We start from the raw sequence: 25,099 nt of genomic DNA, 5'->3' as shown, positions 1-25,099 counted from the left end.
CATCCTAAAACGCCCTCTAGAGCCGGTTATGTTTGTGTTTTATGAGACCTGCATCTCGCGGAGGTCAGACACATTTGCCCAAGAGGGCAGAGCATCTGCATCGATGAGACGCTGTCGGATGAATGGGTCAAGCGCTTCGGGCAGAAGTTCACGCAATAAATTCCATTCCTGTGAACGCTCCTTCACTTGTTCGATACGCCCTTTGCGATGGCCCTCGATCGACCTTCGCAGATGATCTCCTACCTTGGTTTTCAAAAGGGAACACACCGATGTGTTTTCAATCAGTTTTGTCAGGAGAAGTGCATAGGGGGCAAGCGATCCGGAATTCTGAAACGTATTCATCATGGCCCTAATGTTCTCGTGGTCACTGGCAAAATTCTGGGGCTTCCCAGCCGCTTCGGCGACTATGGAAAAGGCAGCTGCAATAAGGCGATCTATCCGTTTGCGTTCGGGAAATGAAGTCAGTTCATCGACTGGTAGATTATCTATCCTGTCGCCCCAGGATCGTAACGCGTGGAAATAGGGTTTTCGACGCTGCTTAATCTGCTCCAACAATGGTCCGGCAAGACGGTCTTCCAAGAATGGGCACTGCGAGTCAGGAAAGTTTAACGCGTCGAACCGGGTCAGTACCGGGGAATCATATCCGTCTCCATTCGAGAGGTAACATTTCAAGACCAAGGTGTTTTCTTCCCGAGATGCAAAAATTGCATGTTGATCAAGTACGAAGGCATTACCTCTGTGGCGATGAACAACATCAGACACAGCTTGCGGAATTCGGTCATGTTCAAACGATGACAACAGCCAGAGCAGCGGTACGCCTTCCCGGTTATAGTGAATGCAACGTTGTGACAGCTCAGTCTGGAATGTGTGCGATCTTTGATATTCCACGGCAAATCTGCCGAAATCCCGCCATTCGACAAGTACATCCGGATACCGTCCGTGTGCGTTCTCTGTCGGAGGAAGATATTCATCGACCATGGTACTCACGCACCGTTCGTCCAATGCTGCCAATTCCGCAATCAAGTCACACATGCGCCGGTGCATTACGGATTCCTGTTGTCCGCGATACTGCTTTGCACGGACGTCGTTGGGATGTTTGTTTTTCCCGGAGTACCAAGGGCAGCGGGGATCCGCCCCCTGATAATGCGCAAATAACGGGCGATCATGGGACGTTGTGATGTAAATCTGCCCCTGGCAGGCCGCGCAACGTGCGATCAGATCGCCTTTTCCATTTCGTTGGTCTGTCAGGGCCGAGCGCAAACTTTCCCATCCGTCACGCGGCATGGCAAGCAGCTCGCGGGCAGACAGTGGGCCCAGATTGTCAAATAACGCTTCTTGAATCAGACGATGAGGATTTCTTGCCATACGTGTTCGGAATTCTGGAGAAACTTTCTGTGTGGGTTTGGTAATGGATCGTTTTTATCGGTTCTAAAGTCAAAGAGGTTTTGTGCGGTGCTCTTCAAACGATGAGTAGTTTTTCTGTCCTCTTGCTTTTTGGGTCTTTCCCAGACGCGTGCCGTCGATACGCTCTCGGAGGAAGGCCGCCAGATTTTCGAAGGACTCGGCGGGGATGTGGTCCCATTTTGCGCCAAATTTCCGTTTGATGCTGCTATAAAGGACTGCATGCCTCATTGCGCCTTTGCCGACGTCAGCTTCTTTGAATTCACGATACCGGTCGATGAGGTGCTTGGCATAGTTGCGAAGCTCCAATTCGGCGCCAATTGTCCCCGGTATTGGGCCCTGCTTCACCGAGCTTGATTTTGTCGTCATATTGACCGTATTCGCCACCACGCCAGTGTTTGTGCCGCTAAATGATACAACACTGCCAGCATCCTTTTGCATTTGTTCCGTAGCGGCTTCAAAAGCCCGTTCGGCATCGAATTTTGCCTCATAGACCTCACGCTGTGCGATCACGTCATTCTCGATTTTCTGGTGGCAATTTGCACAGGTGAGAAGAAGGTTCTTTACGTGGTGCGCCTGGACCTGAGCGTGAGGTACAATGTGGTGCACCTGTAGGGTGTTCACATCGGACTCGCCGCAAAATGGGCACTGTGACTGGAATTGCTGGTAAATCTCTTTTTCCAGCTTCTTGGGTAGAGATTTTCTATTCATAGTGATTTGTCCGTGTAGGTTTCTTTCGTCACATCTTGAAACTCGCTGGTCTCTTCAAGTGCCAGAATCTCCGCGCATACAGAATGGGGATCTCTGTGTGAGAACATATGTTCCAGCGCATTTTGCCAGATCAGCATGTTGACTGCAGCACCATTGTGCTGAGCTTCGTAATATTGGTTGTCGGGTTCACTGTGGCGGTTGTCCATGCAAAGCACGCGTGTTGGACTGAGTGGAAAAACAACAGAAGTCTCTGGATTGCTGATCCCACGAAACCGCAGATCGGGGTGTAAGAAGGTAATTGGATGGTCCGATGTCACAAAAACAGGCGTGTCGGCAGCGATGATTGCCCACCGCATGTCCAGAAACATCTGGGCGATGTCGCCACACGAATTCAAAATTTCAAACCAATTCCGCTTCAGTTCGTTTTCATCGGCGTTGGCATGGTCTTCCCAATCTGAATGGTCCAGTTCCAAACGTTTGCCATCCATGATGACTGCGTTGGGCAGTCCGCGAGGACCAGAAAACTCAGAAACGAAGCGAGCATGTATGTGCTTGTACTGGTCGAAGTTGGCTGGACTGCGCACATAGAGTGTGGCTGCCAGAAGTGCGACCATTTTGCGTATCGATGTGTCGGAAAGGTCAACGAAAGCCGTTCTCAATCTGTCCCAGGCCCTCGACGCAAAAAGTTGTTCGAGGTCCGCGAAACGCTTTTCCTGAGCATCGTTACGGCGGCCGTCGTTTTCAGTTACAGTGTATAGGTGGTTTCTAACGGCGACCTTGTCGATCCGTTTCAGCTCAGGTTCACCTGCCTGATTGCTGAGGCGCCAGATTCTCGGGGACTTTCGATTATCGGCGGCAAAGCCTTTCAGGTATGCCTGGGGTACCCAATGACAGCGACGCGTCGGTTTTGCGCCAGTGTTCATCCGACCTCCCTCTGCCGCAGACTGTCGGTGATCACTTCGATCTCTTTCTTCAAACGCTGCCCTTGGTAAACGAGCGAAGTCTCATGGCGGGCGTATTTTCCTTGCCGATCCGCACTCAGCCAGTTGTATGAGCCAATGCAAAGCTGGTTTGTGCCGATCGCCACGATCTTGCTGTGCAGTTGCCTGGTCTTGTGCAGTTTGATGCCGAGATCGGACAGCGCACGCTCTGCAGCTTCCAGTTGGCTGACACCATCACTGTTTCGGGCCTCATTCAACTTTGGATCAGCGAAGATATTGATGTCAGCCCCGCGCGCCGCGGCATCGCGCAAACCGTCGAGCAGACCTACGCGTTGCATCGTCGAGGCAATGATCCATGGGCTGACGATCACGAACCGGTCCGCATCAGACGCCAAAGCTTTCAACAGGAAGGCGTCGTGTTCGGCCGCATCGCGCAGCGTGAGCAATTGGCCCATATCTTGTTGCAGGTCGGTCCTGGGTTCTGACTGGAAATGAAGCGTATTGTTCTCGTTGGCGAACAGGAAACTCGCCAACAACGCGCGGGGTGTGCCCGGGGCCGCGTTAGAGAATACGTCCATATCGCCGAAGACCAGAAAACTGTCTTTTGCACGCGAAACCGTCACGTTCAGCATACTGGGCGATTTGTCGATGAACGATCCGTCCGAGTGTTTCGAATAAACCGGCGAAAACAGTACAATCGGTCGCTCTGCGCCTTGAAGTGAGTGAACTGTGCCAACCGTCATTCCCTTGCGCGGATCAGTGTCGATCCCATGATCCGCGCATGCCTGCCGAATCTCGCGAACCTGCCGTCCAAAAGGCGTGACGACCCCGACGATCTGTTCAAGTGGTTTTTTGTATTTTGCTTCAAGAGAGGAGCGATTGTCCTCCAGCCAAGCTGCGATGGTGCGTGCTTCGACCGCGTTGGATCTGCTGCCGCTAGATTTCGTCGCAATCCCGTCGATATGCAGATATCCGATGGCAGGAAGATTATCGTCGCCTTGGGCCGGACCACGTTTGGGCTGCAGCGCGCCTTTGTAGCACAGAGCGTTGCAATAGCTGATGATCTCATCATAACAACGCCGGTGTTCGAACAGATAGAGGCCTTTCTCCAACTCGGGGTAGGGGGTGAGCGCGCAGGATTCCTGGGCAAGGTGCATGGCGCTGCCACCAACCGTTCGCAAGCCGCGGGATGAGATGGCCTGCAGATCCTCAGAAGAAAAATCGGACGGCAGGATGCCACAATCCTGCAAGTTGCCGATGTCGACCGGGCCGGGCACAGAAGAGATCGGTTCGATTTGTTGGGTGTCACCGATGACAAGGGCACGTTTGGCCAGGGCAAAAGATGCGGCGGCGACCTCCGGCAATACCTGCCCCGCCTCGTCAACGATCAATAGGTCAATGAAATTCAGCAGATGATGCTCCTTGAAGCCATCTATCGGCCCTTTCGTGAACGTCATCTTGCCGGGCAGGCTGGCAAATGTCGAAACCGCACAGGGTGTCAGCATCATGCGCCGTCTCCAACGCGGCACAACGGCGGCTTTTCCGTTTTTCTTGTGCGATGAAACAATCTCGGTCAGATCCTTTTCCATTGCCAGCAGCCAGCGACCTTCCCAATAGTGGGTGGCCAGCAGGAACAGGCGGAAGCGAATGCTGCAATCCGCATGGCGATCAAGTTGAGCAAATTCCTCAACTGGCAAGGGTTCGGCAACGCCAAGCGCTGTCAGCGCCTTTTCCCAGTTACCTTCCGCAGATTTCAGAGCATCGCGCAGTTTTTGTGCACGCGCCAATTCTGCTTCACTGTTCCGCAGGGCATCTGTCGCCTCTCTCACTGCGTTCATCACGGCACCGTCAATGGCATCAATTTCCCGGCAATCCGATAGGTCTTTTCTGTACCCAGCCTTTTCCAGCGCCAGCCTGGCGCGCAGCACTCTTTTTCGTGCGACGGGTGGCAGGAAGCCAAAGAGAGAGACGAGGAAGGACTCTTCGGCCTGATGCTTGTCCCAGGCCAGCCTCACGCTTTTCATGCTCTCGACGTCTGCGGCACGCAGATCCCGGGTCGTAAGTAGTTTTGCTTCCACCGCATCCGGGTCAGAGCCAAGTGTTTTTGTTACGGCTGTGCGGCTGGCATCCAACGATGCGCGAGCGCTCTCCGCGTCGGCGAGCAATTTGACATTCGCGACGATCAGGTTGTGCAGAGCCGCCACGATCTTTCTAACATCTGGCTGTGCCAGCTCGGGAAAGGCATCTTGAGCCGCGTCCAGATAGGCCCGTTTGGCTTTCAAGTAGTAGTCCTGGCTTTCCAGATCCTGAAAGAACCTTTCGGTTTGGTATTTCGCTGAGGCGCTGGCCTCCCGTGATGCCGCAGGCAGGAATAGACCAAAACTCTTGATATCAGGCAGCCAACGCCCGGCAAATGGGCCTTCCCCGCGCGCGTAATCCTTCCCGAACGCATCGATGATGTTTGTCACCGCCTGATTGTTGGTGGATGCGGCAACGATGACGGGAGGTTCTTCCTCGGCCAAAGCGGCCCGGATCCAGGCGTCGGCTATGGCGGACAAGAGCATAGTTGTCTTGCCGGTTCCCGGTGGGCCATTTACTGCGAGTACGTTGCCTGACGACTGATCCGAAAGGCAGGACAGAACCTGACGTTGATGATCGGCCAGCGGAAATTTGTCGTTGGAATGGCCAAGACGCCGACCAAAATTGCAGTCGGTGTCTGGGGTTTCACGGTCGTCGGATGAAGAGGGCAGCGCGTATTGGGTGAGCAGCGGCGTGTCAGGTTTCTCTTTTATGAGCACATCATAAAGATCCAGAATACGCCGAACCGTTGCCGATGCCCCGTCGGACGTCTCAAGAAACCCCTCGCCGATGGTTTTGTAATCTTCGTCCCCGCGCGGCCAGTCTTGCGCAACGGAATCCACCATTTTGCGACAGTGCGCCAGATATTGCGTCCAGACCGGTTCACCTTCCTTCAGCAAAAGCGGATGTTCCGTCAGGAAGTTGTCCAGATCTTCGACCGCGCCGATGGAGAAAACACCTTGCGGGATCGGAGCCAGCACATCCCGCGCGATGGCGTTCCGGGTTGGTGTGATAACCCCTTGCCGGGTTACGAACCCCTCCGTGACCACCGGAGCCACAATGTCCGGCATTCTGTCCCCGACTGCCGCTGCATGAGAACTCTTTCGCGCTGTGACCAGAGGCCAGAACCGAACTGAAACCGTATCGGCATCCTTTTCCTGGCCTTCGAAGATTTGCTCGACCTGGTTCGGTGGAAGTTTTCCAGACCGACGTGTTTCTTGAGATAGCGATACGAATTTAGCGCGGTCATCGTGTCGGAACTTGCCTTCTCCGAGCGCACCGTCTGCGAGGGAAGCGCGCCAGTAGCGGAGAATGTTCTCTTTATTGAGGGTCATGGCTTCAAAATACTCTTCGAGTTTATGATCACGTCGTGTGAATTGCTGGTTCTGGCTGATCGAACGGATTATTGCTCATCAAATCACAACGATAATCCCTTGCGGGAATAGGTGAATACTTTTTCAATTCAGAGTTATTTCGCGCCTGTCCGGAAGATGCAATCAGTGAAATGTCGTGCATCTCTGCCCTGGGGTGATTGATGCAGACCTTACCAACCGACGAAAAGCTCAAATACCTTCCGGTACCCGATCCCAGAACGCAGTTTTGCGTGGGTGGGTTTTGCGGAGCGATGCGGTGAACCCAGCATGGGTGGGATGGCTTCCGTATTCACTGATCTGCCGGTCCGAGCTGCTGCATTCCGCAAGGTGTTTTGCGGCATATCGATAGCGTTTGGAGCGCTTGTTTTCGAGCGTATCAAGGATCATGGCCCGACGGGCAAGGGTCGCTGCCAGCGGGTGGTCGCCTTCGAGGGCATCCGCAACTGGAGTTAGAATATAGTAGGCGTTGCCGTCGAGTTCGGCAAAGCGGGTTTCAATCAGCTGCGCCGCCGATCCTGGATCTTGCCAATTGTGAAAGAAAGATAGCGCGGTCATCATGTTCTGATGGGCCATGGCGTGATCACGGGCACGATCCGCGGCTTCGATATCCTCGAAATCCGGAAGCCGACGGATGTGTTGGCGCAGGCTTTCAGGGTTCAGCGTCTGGCAGAACAGGTCCCAGAGGAATGTCTTTGCCTCTTCGCCGCGATCGAGCGTATCCAGACAGGCCACCTGTACCTCGTCCAGCTTCCCGTCTCCGATGATCAGATTTCGGTCACGGGTCCGTGCACCTTCGACAATCGACAAAGCTTCCTCTGCACGACCGGCGTCCAGCAATCTTCGGGCCACATCAGGAGCGATGGTGTGAAACGTCAGCTGTTCGGCTGAGTACCGCGCCATGTACGCGTCAACATCGCCCTGCAGGTCGGCCACATCCTGAAGCACCATTCCCGCAGTGCGATCACGGTCTTCACGCGCCATTTCGTGTTGTCTGTCAGGGTCGTCGATAAAATCGTAACGCGCCGCATCTCCAGCACTGAGCGGGGCATCCTGAACGGCCCAGGCCAGCTGTTTCAGACGTTCGGCGCCTTCGGTTCCGAGCGCGTCCGCCAACGCGGGTATGGCCCCGTCAAATTGTCCATACCCGTTATCCTGCAGCCCTTCGAACACCCGTTCGGCCACGGTGTGACCATCGATTGAAAGGCGAGGCGCAGCTTCGGAGATCGCTTCCATAGCATCGGACATCACCATGCCGATCGTACCGTGACTGTCATCGACGCGTTCATAGATTGACGGGGCGAGACTAAGGAAGGCCCAAAGCAAGTCGAACGCCTCATCTGGCTCATCTGGCGCGACGCGTGCTCGGATCAGATCGACCAAATCCGACAGTTCCCGAGCGAACGCGTTCTGCTGGCGCCATTCAATATAGCTGGTGCTCCGCCGCAATGACGAAAACCGTTTGCGGATATCGCGGGCGACGTCGGACGCGCCGACATGGGCGCTGAGCTCCATCCGCAGGCGGCGCTGCTGGGTGGCATTGCCTTGGGTGATATCGAGCAGCAATTCGGCCAGGGTCTCTGCACCGAGTGCGATCAGGTTATTCTTGTTGAGTGTTTTGCGGGACATGCAGAGCTCACCGGATGGTCGATTTGTACAGTTTCGGGTTGTTTTCTGCGCTGTTCAATCGGGTTCCAGTATCACAGGCTCGGAATGGCTGTTTGAAGGAGCATACGTCTGCGTGCCGAAAATTGCAGAATAACGGCCTACTGTGAAAGCCTCGTCAACAGGAAAGCAAGTGCCGCACCGGCGATCAGTTTTCCTGCTGCTGATCCTTCGGATTTAAGATCGTCTTTGGACACCACTTCAATGCCCTCCTGTTCAACCAGCTGTTCCTGCCTTTTGTCAGCCATTTTTGTCAAATCGCCGACAGACAGCCCCAGTACATGGCAGGCAGCGCGGATATCTTCGATCTGAAAGTGAGCCTGACCCCGCATGATGCGCGACCATGAGCCGGTCGCAATCCCTGTTTTCTGAAAGAAGTCCTTTTGCAGAAGCCCCTGCTGTTCGCAGATTTGGGACATCAGGCTGCACAGGATCATCGAATATGTCGTTTTGGCTGTTGACATTCTGTCGCTAATCTCCAAATTGGATAATATGAGAAATAATGACAACTCACCCACATATGATTTAGGTCCAACATAGGATAAACTGTGACGAACATGAAGATGAAATTCGAAGATACTCTGCGCCCCGGAGACCTGATTGTAACTTCAATGAGGTCTTATGAGCACTACTCGATCGTAAGCGACCGAAGATGCCCTCTTGGAAAGCTGATGTTGATATCAGCCAGGGCGGAAACTCGAACGGTTGGGGAAGAATGTTACGACGACGTCGTCAGGGGCAGGAGAACAGGCCTTGCGCGTAGCCAGTCCGAACTGCCAGCTTATGTGATCCTCGAAAACGCCCGCTCGCAGATCGGTAAATGGAGGTACAACTATTTGATCCGGAACTGCGAGGCTTTTGCAAACTGGGCCTGCGGGCTTAAACCGACATCACGTCAGGTAGGCGGAGTTGTTTCAGGAATTGTAATTTCATTGGGCGCTACAAAATTGATCGCAAAGAACCCGAGCCTATCGGCATGCTTAGCAATGGCTTGTGTTGGTGGCCTGATTGGCCTAACTGCCACTCAGGAGTTGAAGGCATCCGATTGACCCATCAATCATCGCGACTGCCCTCAAGGGAAGCAGATGTCATTCGTTTCCTCGGCTGCTGCAGGCCTTGGCTCTCCGTTCGAGTAATGCTTTCTGAAACATCACTGTGGCACGTTACGATGCCGGTAGGTGGGGGCATCCACGCCATCAACAAAGCCCGCTACAGGGGGAATCTCTGCTAGGCCTTATGAAGGGTAAGGACTGGCAGCGCGAGCAGCCAATCTTCTGGGAGCATGAGGGCAATGCCGCCATCCGCCTGGGCCAGTTCAAGCTGGTTCGACTGCATGATTGTCCCTGGGAGCTTTACGACACCGAGGCCGACCGTACCGAGCTGACCGACGTTGCGGGTCGCAACACCGCCCTTGAGAAAGGCCTGATCCGCCAATACCAGGCTTGGGCGGAAACCGTCGGCGTGATGGATTGGAAGGAAGCGCTGCCGAAACTGCTGGCGGCATGGGGAATAGAGAACGCGGATGGCTAAGCGGCCACTGAAAGTCCCCTGGTAAATGCTGGGTTTGTCCTGTGACCTGTAAATTTACCCCTTCAAAAATGCTGCGCGGTCGATGAATGGCCGAAATCCCCGCCGCGTAGCGTCACGGATTTTTGCGCCTGCGCAGAAAATTCGGTGCTGCGAGCGCATGCAGCGATTAATGGCAATGGCTGCCCAGGGCTCGACGCTGCCATTCTCTGCGGTAGGCTTCGACTGACGGTATGAGCCCAACTGGTACCTTGGACTTTCTCGCTGCGGGCGCACGCAATACGAAATTCGCTGCATCTGCTTGGTTCATGACGCTGCGCAACAGCGGAAAAACCGGCCATTCAAACGCCGCGCGGCGAGCACTGGATGGGCAACGCATAGGTCGGGACAAACCAGGCTTTCGCTGCGCCATGCATGGAGGTCCGCTCCAGTGAGGTATACTCGCGGAACGACGCATCACGAACGCGTCGTGGGTTCGATGACCGCTCCGTTCCTTACTGTCGAAGTTCCCGCGCCCGCCGCGATCTTTCGGGACGAGGCATTCTGTTCTATGTTGGCCAATGGAGGGCAAAATGATTGAACACTCGATCATAGCGCAGGTGTCCGATATCCACGCCGCGCCGGGAAATGACGGCATGCCGCGCTTCGAGCGGGCGTTGGCATTGCTCGCTGGTTTCGGACCGGATGCGGTCGTCCTGACGGGAGACCTCATCGACGACGGCTGGACCGAGGGCTACACCGAGATCGGAACCCGTCTCGCCACATTGAAGTGCCCTGTTCTCCTTCTCCCCGGAAACTCCGACGACAGACATGCAATGCAGGGTGTGTTCGACGGACGCGTCGGCGCGATCGGCGACGGCGACGCCATGCATTTCAGCGCGCGGATCGGAGCGCTCCGACTGATCGGCATCGACGCAAGCCTACCTGGATCATCCAGTGGGGACGTCACACCGCATCTGGGCTGGTTGAACGAAGCTTTACGGGCGGAAGGCACGGAGAACACGCTTCTCTTTTCACATCACCATTTCGTCCCTTGCGGAATCCCGCCCTTAGACGAGGTGATCGGGCGCGGAGGAGCGGCTCTGGACGACCTCTTTGCGTCCCTCTCCACGAAGCCGCTCGCCCTGTCGTCGGGCCATGTTCATCGTCCCATGAGCGCCATGCTCGCAGGGGTTCCCGCGCATATCTGCGGTTCGATCTGCGTCGCCAATCCGCTCTGGTTCGGGGGGTCGAATGTCCCTGCCGTGAACGAGCCGCCTATGATCATGGTCCATCGCCTCACCTCCGACGGCCTCGTCAGCAACCACGTCGCCGTCTGAAGCGAGGCGATGGACCTAAACTCATCTGAAATAGTATGCTGCATTCGCGGCCTGAGCCACCGAAGCGGTCGTTTATGGTCACTGCAGCATTCGTCACTTCGGGCTCGTTGCGGCCCAATGTCCGTGCGGCAAGGCTCTTGACGCAAGCAGCGCGAAACCCGCCGTCGATAGGTTGGGCCAAACCTTTGATCTTGTGCCGTCTCGCTCAACGCGTGGTCATCCACAAATCAGTAGCCGAGATTCCTGCTATAGGCGTCGAAACCCGGCTCTGAGCCCTTTTCGTGCGAGCTATGGCAACATTGACAGGTTGGTCGGCTGGAGCTCTGCACCTGCTGCTGTAAGCATTGCGTGGACCTGACCCCGGTGGTGGGTCTGGTGGTTGAATAGCTCTGCGGCGCAAAGGGTCTTTGGTTTCTCGATACGGGTTAAGCCGTCGCCGGGATACCAAACAACCATTCCGTCGAGGTCGGCGTCGACCAACCGGGCCGCCCACTCTTCGATTTCCTCGTCGCGTTTGGAACGCAGCGCTTTGAAGTCATTCCAATCCGACGGGTGAGTCAGGGAGTGCTTGATGGTTTCCTCCGGTCGCTCATTTCCCTTCAATCGCAGCAGTATCATGGCGTCTGCCCAATACAGATGGTTCAGGGTGGCCGCTATTGATTGGAAGAATGCGCCTCGATCCTTGTGGCGCGCAACTTCGGTAAGCCCGTCAGCAACTGTTACGAATGAGGTATTCTGCCAAGCATTGTAGCGGGACATGAGGCGGCAATATTCGGCTGAGATCATCTTCTCAGACTCCTTTGATCTTTGATGCGGGATGATATCGGGACGCTACTGCGTAGCGTCTTTTCCAGCGCCTATCTAAACCTTAGCGCCGAGCACGGGGTGACCTGACCGAGATTCTAGTACGGACGGATATCCGGATCGTTGGTCATTTCAGGTGTAACGTCAAGCGTCGGGTATGACTGCTTTGTCCGCCCGCTTCGATGGTCGATCCTGACTGCAGCGAATGTGCGGTTTGAAATTTGCCGAGTTCCGCCCAGTTGAATGACCGGAACCGGGAAATCTGCTGCGCCGCCGAATAATCCGCGCGGCAGGTGCGAGCGTTTTTTGCGCTAGCAATGGCGGCGTAAGCAAAAGTCTGGAGAGTCCGCTCTCTGCTAGTCCAAGCACGACCAGGCGAACGGCCTCTGTCTCGGAGATCAGCTCTTCACGCTGGGCGCGGCGAAACCTTAGTGAGAGCCCTCTTTGACTAATGCTGCACAATGCATGGAGGGCCGCTATGTAGTTGCCTTGCTTGCAGGTTGAGCTTTCAGGAACAAGGCCAGAAAACCCGCGCCAACGGCCAGCCAAACGGAGCCTGTCCAAACAAGATCGTAGGTCTGTGTCGCCGTAAAAAGATAGCCACCCGCAAAGGCCCCAAGTGCCCCGCCAATCGCATGCCCGGCCGAAATCAGACCCACCGCAAGGCCCATCATCTTGATGCCGACATGGCTTGCCACCAAGCTGGCTGTGACCGGCACTGTTGAATAATCGACAGCCCCGAACAGAACAGCGAACAGAAACAGCATTTCAATCGAGGTGCCGGGAAGACTTCCGAGCAAAATGAATGTCAGGGCGCGCAGCAGATAGATCGCGGCCAGGAGCATAGGTCGATTGACCCGATCTGTCAGCCAACCTGCGGCGATCATGCCGATCAGGTTTACCAATGACAGCAGGCCATAGGCGGTTGCGCTTGGAATAGGAGGAAAACCGCAGAACGCAGCAAACGGCAGGAGATGTGTTTCGATCACGCCAGTTGTGGTGAAGCCGCAGATAAGAAAGCTCCAGAACAGAAGGTGGAAGGCCGGTTGCCGAACAATCACGGCGAGGTCTTGCGCCATTGTAGAGGGTGTGCCCCCGGTCCCGCTGTCCTCTTCCAGTGGGCCATCTGACTTCATGCTCATGCGGATGCAGGGGATCAGGGCGAGGCTGGCAACAGACAAAGCGCCAAAACTCCAGCGCCAGCTTGCAAAGGCCAGCAATGCCGCAATCAGTGGGACAATCAGAAACTGCCCACCCGTCGCGCCAGATGTGCCGATACCGGTTGCCAATCCTTGGTGTTCGGAAAAATTACGGGTGACGGCGGTGGCCACAACATGTGTGGCAACGATACCAAAGCCAACCGCGCTGAACCCTGCAAAGCCGATGACAAACATCAGCTTGTTGCCCATCAAAGCGACAATAGCACAGCCAACCCCAAGCAAACCCATGCCAAGATTAAGCGTGAATTGCGATCCACGCCGGTCCACGAGCCGTCCCGCAAAGGGCGCGACGATGGCCATGACGACAAGCGCGGCTGCACCTACACTTGAGATATAGCTACTGGTCCAACCAAATTCCGTTTGCCAAACGGGCATAATCAACCCAAGCGCAGCGCGGCTGGAGAATGCCAATGACAATGCCAGAAAGCCGAATATTACAACGGTCCAGTTCTGGCGCGATGGAAGTGTGGGTGTGTCTGACATGTTGCGTCTCCTTGACGCTCAGATGCCATCAACCAGAGGGTTTTCCTAACGATATGCTGGTCACTTCACTTTAGCTGGTCTAAAGTGTATTATGGCCATCCGCATCCAAGACCTCTATACATTCCACGTTGTTGCACGAACGGGTGCGATGCAGGACGCCGCGCACGAACTTGGCGTCACTCCCGGAGCCATCAGTCAACGCATACGCGCGGTCGAAGAACGTCACGGGTTGCGGCTGTTTGATCGCAGCAAACATGGGATTACGCTGACGGCGGCGGGGCGCGCACTCCATTCTGACATAGGGGCTGCATTCTCCAAAATTGAAGCCGCGCATGAGCAGCATTTCTCAACCTTTGGCGACACAGTGCGGGTCAATACATCCGCAACCTTCGCTCATTCCATGCTTGTGTCTAGTCTGGGCCGGTTCGCGGATGCGCATCCTAAAATCACGGTGTCGGTCGAGACAGACGACCGGCTTGTTGACCTCAAGTCAGAGCCGGTAGACCTAGCCATCCGCCATGGTCTCGGCCGTTATCCTGGCTTGCGATCCGAATGGCTCTGCTCACCAGAACTGATTCTGGTCGCAAGCCCCGCCCTGCTGGAACAACACGGACCGCTGACCAAGCCCGCTGATTGCCTGCGCTATCGATTGCTCCCTGATGCGACTGGCAAGGACTGGTCGATCTGGCTTGAGGCGCAGAACGTCGAAGCAACCAACGCACTCTATGGCACGCAATACGGAAACGACTTTTTGACCGTCAAAGCGGTGATTGAGGGACAAGGTCTGGCATTACTGAATGACATTTACGTCAAAGAGGGCTTGGCCTCTGCGCAGTTGGTGCGCGCTTTGGATGCTGTTTGGCCGACTGAGTTTGCATATTATGCTGTGGCCCTCCAGGAGACATTCGAAAGGCCATCTGTTCGATCATTCGTAAAATGGTTGAAAGACGACATGGGCTGAGCCGAAAATTAATAAGCAGCCTTTGGCGCACGTGCAGCGAAATCTCGCTGTGTCCGCGTCTTGCCGGTTCGTGGGTCGCGCAGCGAACGGCGATTGCTGCGCTTGCATCCGTCCAATTAGTGCAGACCATGTTCTCCAGTTGACATGCTGTTCGCAGGTAATGTGATCCGGGACGGATGATTGCAATCCCGTCGCAAATAATCTGATCACGTTCGCAAGTAATGTGAGTTTGGCACACCGGATAGACGCAAATAATTCGCGCGAAAACCCGGGATGTTTGCAATCCGAGCGCGGGATAATTGCAATTCGCCACACATAGTCAGGGCTTTTTCTTCAAAATTTAAAACATCTTCCGACGCTTATCAGCGGACAAGGCATAATAGGCGCGCACGATCTTTGCTGCCTCCGGGTCCGACATGATTTCAGACATAATCCTTTCCGTGCTCAGAGCGTCAGAATGGCCAGACTTATCAAGGTCGAAAAAAGATGTGACCGGGACAGCAAAAAATTCCGCGAGGCGCCACAGATTGTGTGCGCTGACCCGAGACGTTCCACATTCATAATGTTCTATTTCTTCGCCGCTAAGCTGCATCACATCCGCAAGCTGCTCCCTGGTCGTCCCGTTTGCCCATCGTAGATGCCGGATTTGTCGTCCGACTTCATCGTCAATACTATTGGTCATCTGGTAAAAATCTCCCGCTCCGAATAAATCGGGAAACCGGCAAAAGCCGGACGTCAGCAAGACCCCCGGCCAGGGCAGGGGAGCGCAGTATTTAGACCGAAGTCCTGGACATTTCTACGCCATCCGGCCGAAAACCGTTGGGTAAAAAAATCCATTGGCGTGCGCTTTGGCCGCCTGGCGAGTTATATCAATTATACAGGGCTTGCTGATTTCCCCGCGCCGGTGCACCGGCGATGCCTCTTATTGGCGTCTTTTAAGCAAACGTGCAAGCTCTTGATGGGACTACAATTTGGGCGCATCTAGCGATCTGTCTTCAGAGCCCGCCCCCATTCGAAAAGATCAATTTGTAACGAATCTGGTATCACATTCACACCAGCCAGTGCCGAACGCATTTCCGGCCTGAACCGCCTCCACGAGAGTATTCCAGGTATCGGGCGGGCTGCAGCATATGCGTCATTGCGGGACATATGGCTCCGAGGGCGGGGGCACCAATCCCCGCGCTTGCCAGTCACTAACCTAGGTCAAAAGCTCTCTTAACGATCAACCCGCAAGGGGTCGGACGACGCCAAAGGCGTGCCGCCGCGCGGATTCGGGGGCGAGCCCCGAACGCACGCGATGATCGCGATCCCTTAAGACGCTTCGGGTTCCTGTACAGCGCGGGGAATGGTTCCCCGCCTCCAGACAGGAGCCACAACATGACCCGCAATGACGCATACGCCTTCGCCTCAAGCCTCGCCGCCACCCTGATGGTGTCCATCGTGGTGTTTCAGGCAGGGGATGGCAGTTTCGGCGCTGTTCCCGCCGATGAGATTGACGGTGATGAAGTTCAGATTCTGCAAGAAATTGATCCTTTCGAGTGAGGCCTATGGCCTCACTTCTCCTCCCCTACAAATCTGCACCGCATTGTCACTGTGTCTGCGGATGGGGCACTGGACGGCCAACGGCGTCGCCGCGGCCTGCGCATGAAGAGGAAGAGAAAGGAAGGGATTTTGCGACGAGTTTGAGATCGGGAGAGAGGCTTCCGGCACCCGTCGTGGAGAACCTGACATGAACCAACAGACCAGCATCGCCGCCACCAAAGATATTCCCGCAGAGACCGCGATGATCGCGACACAGAACGATCTGTTCCGTCGCGCGATCCTCGACGCGCCCACAAGCCCGAGCGCTCTTCCCGGACGACTGCTGGTGACACCCGGCGTGGTCGGACTGGGGGCTGCGTTTATGCAGGAGGCTGTTCGCCTCACAGCTGAATTCGATGTCTTCAGCCCGGATGCCGATCCCTACGCTCTGCATGAGATGGGCGTGATCACCGTACAAGGTGAGACCGTCTGGTGGCGCATCGATCTCTATGATTGCGATTATGCCTATGGTGCCGACGTGCCGTCCGATCCCGATCAGACCCGGCGCGTCCTGACCATCCTGCTGCCGTCGGAATACTGAGGGCGGGCGTTTCACCACCAATATTTGTTCCAGCGGCTGCCGTCTTCAGAGGAAGAGGGTGGCCGTTTTTCGTGTGACGGGTTTGGGGCGTGAGAGAGCGTCCCGGCCCGTCCTCGCAACCTTTCGATGGAGAAATCAACAATGACACAGTCCCAGAAAATTACCCTGTCGCAGGCGTGCGGCATCCCTTTCAACAAACTCACGCTGTCGCAGAGCAACGTCCGCAAGATCAAGGCAGGTATTTCGGTCGAGGAACTGGCCGAGGACATCGCCCGGCGCGGGTTACTGCAAAGCCTGCATGTGCGTCCAGAACTGGATGACGACGGTGCAGAAACCGGCCTGTTCGAGGTGCCGGCCGGTGGTCGTCGTTATCAGGCGCTGTCTCTGCTGGTCGAGCAAAAGCGTCTGAACAAGACCGCGCCGGTCCCTTGCATCGTGCGCGATCCGGCGGATGGCATCAGTGCCGAAGATGACAGCCTGGCGGAAAACACCCAACGGGCGCCGCTACATCCATTGGATCAGTTCCGCGCCTTTGCGGCCCTGCGGGATCAGGGGTTGGATGAGGCGGAGATCGCCGCCGCGTTCTTTGCGACCCCGCAGGTGGTCAAACAGCGGCTGAAGTTGACCACCGTCGCGCCTTCACTGCTTGAAGCCTATGCCGCGGAAGACATGACACTTGAGCAGCTGATGGCCTTCACGGTGCATCCCGACCCGGCCCGTCAGGAAGAGGTTTGGGAGGCCATCAAAGACAGCTGGAACAACAATGCCCATAACATTCGCCGGATGTTGACGGAAACCACCGTGCGGGCAGGGGATCGACGGACGATCTTTGTTGGCGAAGAGGCTTACGAGGCGGCTGGCGGCGTCATTCTGCGCGATCTCTTCGATAGTGACGGCGGCGGGTATTTTCAGGATGCTGCGCTGCTGGATCGTCTGACCATGGAGAAGCTGAAAACCTGTGCCGACGAGGCTGCGGGTGAAGGCTGGAAATGGGTCGCGGCCAATACCGAGTACCCCTACGGCCACACGCGCGACTATGGCCGGGTGCAGGGCACGGAAGAACCGCTCAGCGACGAAGGTCAGGCGCGTAAGGAGGTGCTCGTCGCGGAGAACGAAGCGATTGAGGCCGAATACGCAGATACGGATGAATATCCCGATGAGGCCTACGACCGGATGGAGGAGATCGAGGAAGAATTGCAGGCGTTCTACAATCGTCCGCTGACGTACGGAGATGAGGACAAGGCGCAATCTGGCATCTTCCTCAGCATCGATCATGACGGTACGCTGAAACAGGAGCGCGGTTGGATCCGGCCCGAGGATATGGCGGGGGATGCTGAAACACCCGATACCTCCGTCGAGGGTGGGGCCACCGCGTCAGTCGCAACCGTGACCATCGGCGATCCGGAGGTTGAGGAATCCGAGACCATCAAGCCTCTGCCGGATAAACTTCTGGTGGAACTGACCGCATACCGCACGCTGGCGCTGCGCAACGCGATGGCGGGTGACCCCCAGGTGGCATTGACGGCACTTCTGCACAAGCTGGTGAGCGACCTGTTCCACCGTAGCTACATCTCCGGTGCGTCCGTCGAGGCCAGCATTCGCGAAACGCACTTTCCCGAACGCGGTCCCGATCTCGACACCAGCCCGGCGGCGCAGGCGATCGATCAGCGCCACGAAGACTGGAAAACTGCAATCCCCGGGGAGGAAGCAGATCTTTGGGACTGGATCGTCACGTTGCCGCAGGATCAGCAACTCTCACTTTTGGCCCATTGTGTGTCCTTTGGGGTCAATGCGCTGCACGAACGCCCCAACGCCTATGGCGGGGCCGGTGTGACACCGCATGGTCTGGAGCGCCGCATGTCCGAGGTGGATCGGCTCGCCCGGGCAACCGGTCTCGATCTGATCGGCGATGGCTGGACACCCACGGCGGAGAATTATCTCAACCGCGTGTCCAAGGCTCGCATCATTGAAGCAGTCACCGAAGGGGCAGGAGAGCAGGCCGCACAGCTCATCGACCACCTGAAGAAAGGCGACATGGCCAATGAGGCCGAACGTCTGCTGGCAGACAGTGGCTGGTTGCCGGAACCGCTGCGCTTGATCGATGCGCCTGAACTCGAGGTCGAAGATGTCGACCTGCCGGATTTCCTGACCGCCGATCAGGACGCCGAGGTGCCGATCGCCGCTGAGTGACAGCAACCAACCTGCCCGAAAACACCAACTCACTTCCCGGCCCGCCCTCATGGCGGGTCGAAACGTTTTAAGGAGACATAATAATGTCCGCACAATCCATCTATGACACCGCACCACTTGGCGCTTTGATCCGCTATTCGGATGGCACCAAAGAACCGCCAGCACGACACAGCCGCAAACTTTCCGACTGGAAACGCCGCAATGGCATTGCCCGGCTGCTCAGCAAAACTCCCGCAAAGAAGGGGTCCTTTTCCCTTCCCGGCTCGATCACACTGCATGAGGGAGATTTCACCTCGAACGGTGTGACCTGCATGACATTTTTGCGCACGCATGGGCTGCACAGCGCATTGCAGTTTGAGGTCATCGACACGCCCAAACAGGGGATGGTGAAAATCCTGAACTCTTCCGGCGGCAATACCGAGCTGTTGTATCTGGCGAAAGATCAGAGCGCCGCCGATGCCTGGCTGGCCAATAACCGGTATCAAAACGCCTGGTGCGAGGTTGTCGGTGACGACAATTGATCCAACCGACCCGGCGACGTCCGGCCATCGCGCCGGACGTCGCTCCGTATCAAGAGGGGCGACGGACGCTCCGTTCAAGAACCATCTTCATGGCTGAACCCATCTTCGGTCCGACGATCACGCTACCCACGGGCCGGGTGATCCCAACCCGATGGGTGGGCGAGCAGCATGTAAAAGAAGATTTGGGCCACATCCCATCATTTGCGGATTGGGTGCGTGCAATCCCGCCCGAACCCTGGATGGGACGGACGTACAAAATTGAGCGACTGTTTGATCCAGCCTTTGCGGATCCGGTTGGGGTTAGCCGTTAGAGAAAGAGGAATGTGCGGGTTTCCGTGACGGGTTGAGTGTCGGGAGAGTGGCTCCTGGCGCCTGTCATCGGAGATCTTCCAATGAACGCTCTTGTTTCTGACTTCTGTGTCAACGCCGTGCCTGCCCTGATCGGGGATGCCGGTTCGTTCACCCTGTCCTGCGTTGGCGAAGCCATGGCGCAAGACCCTGATCTGGGGGACTACCCGGTTCCAGCCAGTGTCCAGCTCGGCCGGTTTCGCAGTTTCGATGAGGTTATCGCCTGCGCAGAGCGGCGTGGGCGTCAGAACGGCCTGTGTGTTGATGCCATTCAGAGTTTCAAACCGAACCTGCTGACCATCACGGACAGGCACCAGCGCCTGTGTTTGGCGGGGCAGCTCTCCAAGGACGGCTTGATCTGGTGCGATCCTGTGACATCGGATGCGGAAGCCCGTGGTGTAGTGTTGAAGGCTTCCGGTATCCGGTCCCGAGCGATGGCCGCGCAGGATCGCGACGAGACGAACGAGGCCCGCAGTCTGCGATTTCGCGCCGCAGCCATCGAGGCGCGTTTGATTGATCCCGCATGGCGATTGGCCAGCCCCGCCCGCACTGCGCGGGCGGCCTGACACCCCAATTCCAAAAATCAGCACCCGGTCCAGGGCCGGGTCGCTGCCTACAGCCAATGAAAGTTACGACATGACAGATTTTTTCAAAACGCAAATCGCGCCATTTGCGGGAGGGCAGGGTGATGCCTGAGATCGTTGAGACCACCATCTACCGGCTGGATGAGCTCCCGAGTTCCGCCAAGGACATAGCCCGGGATTGGTATCGAGAGGGCGGGTTCGATTACGACTGGTATAGCTTCGTCTTTGAGGATTTCGAACGCATCTGCAATATCCTGGGTGTCCAGCTCAGAACCCGTCCGGTACGGCTCTATGGTGGCAGCACGCGACAGGACCCGTGTATCTGGTTCACCGGCTTTTGGTCGCAGGGGGACGGTGCATCCTGGGAGGGCTATTACAGCTACGCCAAAGGCGCACCCGCCGCCATTCGGTCTTATGCACCGATCGACGAAGACCTGCCTCGCATTGCCGATGCTTTGCAATCCATCCAGCGGCGCAATTTCTACCAGCTTCGGGCGGACAGCACGAAACGCGGGCGCTACTGCCATGCAAATTGCATGGATATTTCCGTCAGACGCGACAGTCCGACATGCCAGGATATGACTGCGGATGCCGAGGGCACCGTCATTGAAGCGCTGCGTGATCTTGCCTGCTGGCTCTATCGGCAGCTTGAAAAGGAATATGAAGATCTGTCTTCGGATGAGGTGGTCGACGAAACCATTGCGGCGAATGAGTACACATTTACCGGGGATGGAAAGAGGTTCGGCTGATGCCAGACAATTTGTCAGCCAAATCCGAACCCCGGCCAGATCCTCAAAACCCAAATTTGGAAAGCAGACCGGAGCCGTTGTGGTGGATCACCAAGGACGGCGACCGCACCTGCCTGAAACTCTATGAACGACATTATTCCGCATACCAGTACAAAGACGGACGCAGACGAAGCCTGTTCGCGGGTCCAGGGCAGAAAATCGTCCTCAGAACGTGGTCCGGCGACGCCCTCTTCGTCTGGCGCAAGTTCCTCGATGCCTCCGGTCAGACAGGTGTCAATTGCGCTGTCTTCCGTAACGAAAGCGCTCACCGCGCCTCGGACCTTATCCGACAGGCTGACCTTGTCGCTGATTTCTGCTGGCCTGGTGAGAGGCATTACACATATGTCAATCCGGCGGCTTTGCGTTCCGGCCGACCGGGTTATTGTTTTGAACGTGCCGGTTGGCGACGCTGCGGACGCACCAAGGGTGGACTGCTTGTGCTGGAGCTGGGTGGTCGAGAGCGGGTTGCCGCTTGAGTATCTTGAACTTTGATCAATCCTGTCGGGTAAACCTTACCGCTTGCGGCACCGGATCCAAGAGCAGTCGTAAGATTGAATCGTGACGTTGATAGCACCATATGGTATGAAAGTTTCATACTTTGACGTGGAGAACAAAATGGCCAGCATTGAAAAACGCACCGTCAGCTTGCCGGCAGAGCATGCCGCATTCATTGATGATCTTGTTGCGTCCGGCAGCTATGCTTCCGCCAGTGAAGTTGTACGTGCCGGATTGCGCGCGCTGCAGGAACGCAATGCCGCCGTGGAGCGCTGGCTGGATGAAGAAGTGGCCCCGGTCTATGACGCAATGGAAGCCGATCCCGATCGCGCGCGCGCTGCAGACGAGGTGTTCGCCAGCATTCGTGACCGGCATGCGGCCCGATTGAAACGCAGCTCATGAAAGATCGGAGTGTTGTCTTTTCGCCGGAAGCCGGTACGGACCTTGCCGAACTTTATGACTGGATTGCCGACGCGGCATCTCCGAAGGTAGCAATTGGCTATCTTGAAAGAGTCGAGGCTTTTTGCAAGCGATTGTCTATCGGCTCGGAACGTGGCCACTTGCGATCGGATATTCGTCCGGGGTTGCGGATCATCGGGTTTGAGCGCCGACTGACCATCGCATTTACGGTTGGAACAGACAGAGTGACCATCCTCAGGATATTTGCCGGGGGTCGGAACTGGGAACATTTGATTTGAGCCCAGGGCATGCGTGACAGGTGGCCGCGATACACGGCGTTGTCAAGATCGGAGGATCCTCGCCCTCTTTCTTACATCTCAGGAATCCCACCTGATTGGCGTATTTTTCATTCCCACTGAGGTAGACCCTTGTGCTGCCAGCCCATTTGGCATGCCCGCGACGCCGCCTCGTTCCCTTCACTCTCTTTCCGGCCCCTTTGATCTGTCTTGCCCAGCCTGTTGAGGTTTCAACGTGTCTTCTCGCCTGACCCCGATAGCCATTTTCATCCCGTGACAGAACGCATTCGGTGGTGGTTGGCTCCCGGTTGCAAAAATGAAATGGGTGAAGACCGAGCCTCATTCATGTTGTGATTGGGCGCTGGCCAATGCCACCAATGAGGATGCTGAGCTGCATCACATATCTCCTGGGCGCCTCCACTCGTGGAAACATCCCTCCGACTGACTGATCCCCTAAGCCCGTTCTCTCGTCGCCAGCAACCCCGGCGCACCGGACCCGTGTCCTCGGCTACGCCTGCGGGCCGCACCAGTCCGGTTCTTTGGGGTCAAGCGGATGCGGTGCATCCGTGCGGGCGTCTCCCGACGGTCTTGGCCGGGTCTCGTCGGAGGGACGGTCCCTCGGGCGGAAGCAACGGAGAAAACTCATGCAGAACATTGTCATCCTCGCAGGCAACATCGGTCAGACACCTGAAACCCGCACCACCCAAGGCGGCACCAAGATCACCCACTTCACCCTCGCCACCTCGCGGCCCCGCTACTCCGAAGGCAAGGTTCTGCGGGATGAGAAAGGCTACCGGGTGCAGGACACCGAATGGCACCGGATCACCTGCTTCAACGGGTTGGGCAAGACGGTTCAGGAGCACTGCGAGACCGGCATGAAGGTGATGGTGCGGGGTCGCATCCACTACACCAAATGGACCGACAGCACCGGGGTCGACCGTTACGGCTGTGAAATCATCGCCGAGACGGTGGATTTCCTGACCCGCAAGAAAGAGGATGACGATCCTCAGTTCATCGACAACGACGACCGGGGCTACTAAGCCCCGATCACCCCCCCGGCAGGGAAACCTGCCGGGGGATTTCGGCTTTGACAACGAAGGCCTACGACATTACCACGTCACCATGACCCGCATCCTGATCACAGTCGAAGCCAAGAAACCTGTTTCCAAGAAACGGGCGCTTCCGGTTGTCTGCATGTAGGTTCGAACAGGTCATATAATTCAAAAAAACCTGGCAGCCTGCATCGGCTGCCGGGTTTTTTTGTGCCCGGGGTCTGTGTTGCTGTCGCTCAATGTAATGGAGAGACATATGTTTCATGGTTCGTTCACGGCGCTCATCACACCTTTTCGGGACGGTTCGGTCGATGAACCGGCTTTGGCCGACCTGGTGCGCTTCCAACTTCAAAATGGCACAAACGGGCTCGTGCCGGTCGGAACCACTGGTGAGGCTCCGACCCTGTCTGCCGTCGAATATGCACGTGTCATCGAGATCGTGGTGCATGAGGTCGGCGGGCAAGTTCCGGTCATCGCTGGCGCGGGGTCTTACGACACAGCTGCAGCTATCGCAAATTCGGAACGTGCCGCCGCACTTGGAGCAGATGCGGTTTTGCATGTCATGGGTTATTACAACCGACCAGAGCAGGAGGGTGTCTATCAGCATTTTCAGGCGCTGAGCGGGGCCATAAATCTGCCAATCGTCGTTTACAATATTCCCCCACGCACCACTGTGGACATTGAACCGGAAACCATGGCGCGCCTCGCGGACCTACAAAATATCATCGGCGTCAAGGATTGCACGCGAGATGTGTCGCGCCCCCTGCGCGAAAGGCTGTTGATCGGCGTAGAATTCTGTTTTCTCACGGGTGAGGATGAAGCGGCAGTGGCCTATAATGCAAATGGGGGCCAGGGCTGTATATCGGTTACGGCAAATGTCGCACCGGCGCTCTGCTCCGAGATGCAGGCGGCGTGTGCCCAGGGTCGGTTTCAGGAAGCCCTTGCAATCCAATTGCGGCTGATGCCGCTTCACTCCGCGCTGTTTCAGGAACCCAGTCCGGCTGGTGTGAAATACGCCTGTTCTTTATTGGGACTGAGCACGAGCGCGTGTCGTCTACCTATCATTGAGCTGGATGAGACGACGAAAGCCCTGATCAAAAATGCGATGCAAGGGCTGGGATTGATCTAAGATATTTGCATCGTGCAAAAATGCCATTTGCTCTGGCTTCCGGAGCATCAAGAAGGCGGCGCTGCTCATGTCGAAACATCGCCTTTACTGCGCCGACCTTTTCTTCAGATTTCCAGATCGGCCATATCAGCGCCAGCCGTCAGCGCATCGGCGAGCCAGGCCGGTTTGCGCCCTCTGCCAGACCAGGTCTGCTCCGGGTTTTCCGGGTTCTTGTATTTTGGGGCGGCTTTGGTTTTTGCTGGCTTTTGAACGGTCAGCAACTCGTCCAATGAAAACCCGTATTCCGCTGCTGCGGCTTCGGCGGCTGTCTTTGCATCGATGCGGTCTTGTTTCTGTCTCTCCGCAAGCGCGGCGTCCACATCCACCTGAATTTTCCTGAGTTCGGCTGACGTCATCTTGTCGAGGTTCATTTCCATGTCCTGAAATATGATTTTTCCTGCAAGACTTGCTAAGTGCGGGAGGCCCATTTGTAAATGAGGACGGCTTTGGTTGAGAAAGCGCTGGTTTCCCATGGTGGCCGATCAAGGTGGCGCGTTTGGAGACAGGAAAGTGAGAGGGGTGCCTGAAAGGGTTTGATCCTGTCGGGTGAGAGCGCGGCGTGGATCACGGCACTTCCGGTTCTGGAAACATAGCAGCGCATTGGTTTTTCGCGTTCGACCCAAAGGGGAGAGGCAGCGGAAACCAATCCGATGGG

The 25,099-nt window shown here is 56.3% G+C and carries 25 protein-coding genes and 1 pseudogene; 15 read left to right on the top strand and 11 right to left on the bottom strand.

Annotation, left to right across the window (positions count from 1 at the left end):
• Positions 1 to 39: 39 nt before the first annotated feature.
• The 6 genes from D9K61_RS07465 to D9K61_RS07440 form a co-directional block, all read right to left on the bottom strand.
• Entirely contained in the window at positions 40 to 1,260 is a 1,221-nt protein-coding gene (locus tag D9K61_RS07465; protein ID WP_216825763.1) for a hypothetical protein, read from the bottom strand.
• A 174-nt stretch (positions 1,261 to 1,434) separates the two neighbouring features.
• Positions 1,435 to 2,112 carry an HNH endonuclease signature motif containing protein gene (locus D9K61_RS07460; protein ID WP_120632626.1) on the bottom strand — a complete coding sequence of 226 codons (678 nt, stop codon included), beginning with the start codon at positions 2,110 to 2,112 and terminating at the stop codon, positions 1,435 to 1,437.
• Positions 2,109 to 3,035: a DUF4238 domain-containing protein gene (locus D9K61_RS07455; RefSeq protein WP_120632625.1), complete on the bottom strand. Its 927-nt coding sequence runs from the start codon at positions 3,033 to 3,035 to the stop codon at positions 2,109 to 2,111. The genes D9K61_RS07460 and D9K61_RS07455 overlap by 4 nt, the downstream gene beginning before the upstream one ends.
• Positions 3,032 to 6,466, bottom strand: coding sequence for an AAA domain-containing protein (locus tag D9K61_RS07450; RefSeq protein ID WP_120632624.1), 3,435 nt, complete (start codon positions 6,464 to 6,466; stop codon positions 3,032 to 3,034). Before D9K61_RS07450 ends, D9K61_RS07455 begins: the two co-directional genes overlap by 4 nt.
• A gap of 228 nt (positions 6,467 to 6,694) precedes the next feature.
• A complete protein-coding gene (locus tag D9K61_RS07445; protein ID WP_120632623.1) occupies positions 6,695 to 8,131 on the bottom strand; it encodes a DUF6880 family protein in 1,437 nt (478 codons plus the stop codon).
• A 137-nt stretch (positions 8,132 to 8,268) separates the two neighbouring features.
• A complete protein-coding gene (locus D9K61_RS07440; protein WP_120632622.1) occupies positions 8,269 to 8,631 on the bottom strand; it encodes a helix-turn-helix transcriptional regulator in 363 nt (120 codons plus the stop codon).
• 93 nt (positions 8,632 to 8,724) lie between these two features.
• Here D9K61_RS07440 and D9K61_RS27820 point away from each other — a divergent pair, with 93 nt between their 5' ends.
• The 3 genes from D9K61_RS27820 (at position 8,725) to D9K61_RS07420 (ending at position 11,013) form a co-directional block, all read left to right on the top strand.
• A complete protein-coding gene (locus D9K61_RS27820) occupies positions 8,725 to 9,216 on the top strand; it encodes a lecithin retinol acyltransferase family protein (RefSeq protein ID WP_120632621.1) in 492 nt (163 codons plus the stop codon).
• A gap of 187 nt (positions 9,217 to 9,403) precedes the next feature.
• Positions 9,404 to 9,697 carry a hypothetical protein gene (locus D9K61_RS07430; RefSeq protein WP_254055709.1) on the top strand — a complete coding sequence of 98 codons (294 nt, stop codon included), beginning with the start codon at positions 9,404 to 9,406 and terminating at the stop codon, positions 9,695 to 9,697.
• Positions 9,698 to 10,266: 569 nt separating this feature from the next.
• Complete coding sequence (locus tag D9K61_RS07420) at positions 10,267 to 11,013, top strand: metallophosphoesterase (RefSeq protein WP_120632648.1); 747 nt, start codon at positions 10,267 to 10,269, stop codon at positions 11,011 to 11,013.
• A 288-nt stretch (positions 11,014 to 11,301) separates the two neighbouring features.
• On the opposite strand, the gene D9K61_RS07415 is transcribed toward D9K61_RS07420, so the two are convergent.
• Together D9K61_RS07415 and D9K61_RS07410 are read right to left on the bottom strand one after the other, a co-directional pair.
• Positions 11,302 to 11,772 carry a DinB family protein gene (locus D9K61_RS07415; protein WP_254055708.1) on the bottom strand — a complete coding sequence of 157 codons (471 nt, stop codon included), beginning with the start codon at positions 11,770 to 11,772 and terminating at the stop codon, positions 11,302 to 11,304.
• Between the two features lie 521 nt (positions 11,773 to 12,293).
• On the bottom strand, positions 12,294 to 13,520 hold the full coding sequence (locus tag D9K61_RS07410; protein ID WP_120632618.1) for an MFS transporter: 1,227 nt from the start codon (positions 13,518 to 13,520) through the stop codon (positions 12,294 to 12,296).
• A 91-nt stretch (positions 13,521 to 13,611) separates the two neighbouring features.
• Here D9K61_RS07410 and D9K61_RS07405 point away from each other — a divergent pair, with 91 nt between their 5' ends.
• Entirely contained in the window at positions 13,612 to 14,481 is an 870-nt protein-coding gene (locus tag D9K61_RS07405) for a LysR substrate-binding domain-containing protein (protein WP_120632617.1), read from the top strand.
• Between the two features lie 340 nt (positions 14,482 to 14,821).
• Here the strand turns inward: D9K61_RS07405 and D9K61_RS07400 are convergent, their stop codons facing one another.
• On the bottom strand, positions 14,822 to 15,163 hold the full coding sequence (locus tag D9K61_RS07400) for a helix-turn-helix domain-containing protein (protein ID WP_120632616.1): 342 nt from the start codon (positions 15,161 to 15,163) through the stop codon (positions 14,822 to 14,824).
• A gap of 695 nt (positions 15,164 to 15,858) precedes the next feature.
• On the opposite strand from D9K61_RS07400, the gene D9K61_RS26895 reads away from it, so the two are divergent.
• The 7 genes and pseudogenes from D9K61_RS26895 (at position 15,859) to D9K61_RS07370 (ending at position 20,995) form a co-directional block, all read left to right on the top strand.
• Positions 15,859 to 16,023 (top strand): hypothetical protein, encoded by a 165-nt coding sequence (locus D9K61_RS26895; protein ID WP_162946793.1) that lies wholly within the window; start codon positions 15,859 to 15,861, stop codon positions 16,021 to 16,023.
• 187 nt (positions 16,024 to 16,210) lie between these two features.
• Entirely contained in the window at positions 16,211 to 16,603 is a 393-nt protein-coding gene (locus D9K61_RS07395; RefSeq protein ID WP_120632615.1) for a DUF3768 domain-containing protein, read from the top strand.
• Between the two features lie 141 nt (positions 16,604 to 16,744).
• Complete coding sequence (locus tag D9K61_RS07390; RefSeq protein ID WP_120632614.1) at positions 16,745 to 18,793, top strand: ParB/RepB/Spo0J family partition protein; 2,049 nt, start codon at positions 16,745 to 16,747, stop codon at positions 18,791 to 18,793.
• An 83-nt stretch (positions 18,794 to 18,876) separates the two neighbouring features.
• Positions 18,877 to 19,314 carry a hypothetical protein gene (locus D9K61_RS07385; RefSeq protein WP_120632613.1) on the top strand — a complete coding sequence of 146 codons (438 nt, stop codon included), beginning with the start codon at positions 18,877 to 18,879 and terminating at the stop codon, positions 19,312 to 19,314.
• A gap of 83 nt (positions 19,315 to 19,397) precedes the next feature.
• A pseudogene (locus D9K61_RS07380) lies at positions 19,398 to 19,625 on the top strand (hypothetical protein); the annotation flags it as partial.
• Between the two features lie 81 nt (positions 19,626 to 19,706).
• A complete protein-coding gene (locus D9K61_RS07375) occupies positions 19,707 to 20,228 on the top strand; it encodes a hypothetical protein (RefSeq protein ID WP_120632611.1) in 522 nt (173 codons plus the stop codon).
• Positions 20,229 to 20,350: 122 nt separating this feature from the next.
• Positions 20,351 to 20,995: an antitoxin of toxin-antitoxin stability system gene (locus tag D9K61_RS07370; protein WP_120632610.1), complete on the top strand. Its 645-nt coding sequence runs from the start codon at positions 20,351 to 20,353 to the stop codon at positions 20,993 to 20,995.
• A gap of 14 nt (positions 20,996 to 21,009) precedes the next feature.
• On the opposite strand, the gene D9K61_RS07365 is transcribed toward D9K61_RS07370, so the two are convergent.
• Positions 21,010 to 21,369 carry a hypothetical protein gene (locus D9K61_RS07365; RefSeq protein ID WP_120632609.1) on the bottom strand — a complete coding sequence of 120 codons (360 nt, stop codon included), beginning with the start codon at positions 21,367 to 21,369 and terminating at the stop codon, positions 21,010 to 21,012.
• 280 nt (positions 21,370 to 21,649) lie between these two features.
• Between D9K61_RS07365 and D9K61_RS07360 the strand changes: the two genes are divergently transcribed.
• The 4 genes from D9K61_RS07360 (at position 21,650) to dapA (ending at position 24,405) form a co-directional block, all read left to right on the top strand.
• Complete coding sequence (locus D9K61_RS07360; protein ID WP_120632647.1) at positions 21,650 to 21,931, top strand: type II toxin-antitoxin system ParD family antitoxin; 282 nt, start codon at positions 21,650 to 21,652, stop codon at positions 21,929 to 21,931.
• On the top strand, positions 21,928 to 22,227 hold the full coding sequence (locus D9K61_RS07355; RefSeq protein WP_120632608.1) for a type II toxin-antitoxin system RelE/ParE family toxin: 300 nt from the start codon (positions 21,928 to 21,930) through the stop codon (positions 22,225 to 22,227). Before D9K61_RS07360 ends, D9K61_RS07355 begins: the two co-directional genes overlap by 4 nt.
• 641 nt (positions 22,228 to 22,868) lie before the next feature.
• On the top strand, positions 22,869 to 23,264 hold the full coding sequence (locus D9K61_RS07350) for a single-stranded DNA-binding protein (protein ID WP_120632607.1): 396 nt from the start codon (positions 22,869 to 22,871) through the stop codon (positions 23,262 to 23,264).
• 268 nt (positions 23,265 to 23,532) lie between these two features.
• Entirely contained in the window at positions 23,533 to 24,405 is an 873-nt protein-coding gene (dapA, locus tag D9K61_RS07340) for a 4-hydroxy-tetrahydrodipicolinate synthase (RefSeq protein WP_120632605.1), read from the top strand.
• A 104-nt stretch (positions 24,406 to 24,509) separates the two neighbouring features.
• Here the strand turns inward: dapA and D9K61_RS07335 are convergent, their stop codons facing one another.
• The gene (locus D9K61_RS07335; RefSeq protein ID WP_120632604.1) at positions 24,510 to 24,821 is read right to left on the bottom strand and encodes an H-NS family nucleoid-associated regulatory protein; all 312 of its coding nucleotides are present in this window, start codon (positions 24,819 to 24,821) and stop codon (positions 24,510 to 24,512) included.
• Between the last annotated feature and the right edge of the window lie 278 nt (positions 24,822 to 25,099).

It is taken from the genome of Ruegeria sp. EL01, assembly GCF_900313035.1.
Lineage (GTDB): Bacteria > Pseudomonadota > Alphaproteobacteria > Rhodobacterales > Rhodobacteraceae > Ruegeria.
This window is presented reverse-complemented; position numbering and strand designations above follow the sequence as displayed.

Excerpts from the sequence above, each read along its gene's own strand:
- D9K61_RS07460 (WP_120632626.1), bottom strand. The coding sequence starts at position 2,112 with ATGAATAGAAAATCTCTACCCAAGAAGCTGGAAAAAGAGATTTACCAG.
- D9K61_RS07455 (WP_120632625.1), bottom strand. The coding sequence starts at position 3,035 with ATGAACACTGGCGCAAAACCGACGCGTCGCTGTCATTGGGTACCCCAG.
- D9K61_RS07450 (WP_120632624.1), bottom strand. The coding sequence starts at position 6,466 with ATGACCCTCAATAAAGAGAACATTCTCCGCTACTGGCGCGCTTCCCTC.
- D9K61_RS07445 (WP_120632623.1), bottom strand. The coding sequence starts at position 8,131 with ATGTCCCGCAAAACACTCAACAAGAATAACCTGATCGCACTCGGTGCA.
- D9K61_RS07440 (WP_120632622.1), bottom strand. The coding sequence starts at position 8,631 with ATGTCAACAGCCAAAACGACATATTCGATGATCCTGTGCAGCCTGATG.
- D9K61_RS27820 (WP_120632621.1), top strand. The coding sequence starts at position 8,725 with ATGAAGATGAAATTCGAAGATACTCTGCGCCCCGGAGACCTGATTGTA.
- D9K61_RS07430 (WP_254055709.1), top strand. The coding sequence starts at position 9,404 with ATGAAGGGTAAGGACTGGCAGCGCGAGCAGCCAATCTTCTGGGAGCAT.
- D9K61_RS07420 (WP_120632648.1), top strand. The coding sequence starts at position 10,267 with ATGATTGAACACTCGATCATAGCGCAGGTGTCCGATATCCACGCCGCG.
- D9K61_RS07415 (WP_254055708.1), bottom strand. The coding sequence starts at position 11,772 with ATGTCCCGCTACAATGCTTGGCAGAATACCTCATTCGTAACAGTTGCT.
- D9K61_RS07410 (WP_120632618.1), bottom strand. The coding sequence starts at position 13,520 with ATGTCAGACACACCCACACTTCCATCGCGCCAGAACTGGACCGTTGTA.
- D9K61_RS07405 (WP_120632617.1), top strand. The coding sequence starts at position 13,612 with ATGGCCATCCGCATCCAAGACCTCTATACATTCCACGTTGTTGCACGA.
- D9K61_RS07400 (WP_120632616.1), bottom strand. The coding sequence starts at position 15,163 with ATGACCAATAGTATTGACGATGAAGTCGGACGACAAATCCGGCATCTA.
- D9K61_RS26895 (WP_162946793.1), top strand. The coding sequence starts at position 15,859 with ATGACCCGCAATGACGCATACGCCTTCGCCTCAAGCCTCGCCGCCACC.
- D9K61_RS07395 (WP_120632615.1), top strand. The coding sequence starts at position 16,211 with ATGAACCAACAGACCAGCATCGCCGCCACCAAAGATATTCCCGCAGAG.
- D9K61_RS07390 (WP_120632614.1), top strand. The coding sequence starts at position 16,745 with ATGACACAGTCCCAGAAAATTACCCTGTCGCAGGCGTGCGGCATCCCT.
- D9K61_RS07385 (WP_120632613.1), top strand. The coding sequence starts at position 18,877 with ATGTCCGCACAATCCATCTATGACACCGCACCACTTGGCGCTTTGATC.
- D9K61_RS07375 (WP_120632611.1), top strand. The coding sequence starts at position 19,707 with ATGAACGCTCTTGTTTCTGACTTCTGTGTCAACGCCGTGCCTGCCCTG.
- D9K61_RS07370 (WP_120632610.1), top strand. The coding sequence starts at position 20,351 with ATGCCTGAGATCGTTGAGACCACCATCTACCGGCTGGATGAGCTCCCG.
- D9K61_RS07365 (WP_120632609.1), bottom strand. The coding sequence starts at position 21,369 with ATGCCTCTCACCAGGCCAGCAGAAATCAGCGACAAGGTCAGCCTGTCG.
- D9K61_RS07360 (WP_120632647.1), top strand. The coding sequence starts at position 21,650 with ATGGCCAGCATTGAAAAACGCACCGTCAGCTTGCCGGCAGAGCATGCC.
- D9K61_RS07355 (WP_120632608.1), top strand. The coding sequence starts at position 21,928 with ATGAAAGATCGGAGTGTTGTCTTTTCGCCGGAAGCCGGTACGGACCTT.
- D9K61_RS07350 (WP_120632607.1), top strand. The coding sequence starts at position 22,869 with ATGCAGAACATTGTCATCCTCGCAGGCAACATCGGTCAGACACCTGAA.
- dapA (WP_120632605.1), top strand. The coding sequence starts at position 23,533 with ATGTTTCATGGTTCGTTCACGGCGCTCATCACACCTTTTCGGGACGGT.
- D9K61_RS07335 (WP_120632604.1), bottom strand. The coding sequence starts at position 24,821 with ATGGAAATGAACCTCGACAAGATGACGTCAGCCGAACTCAGGAAAATT.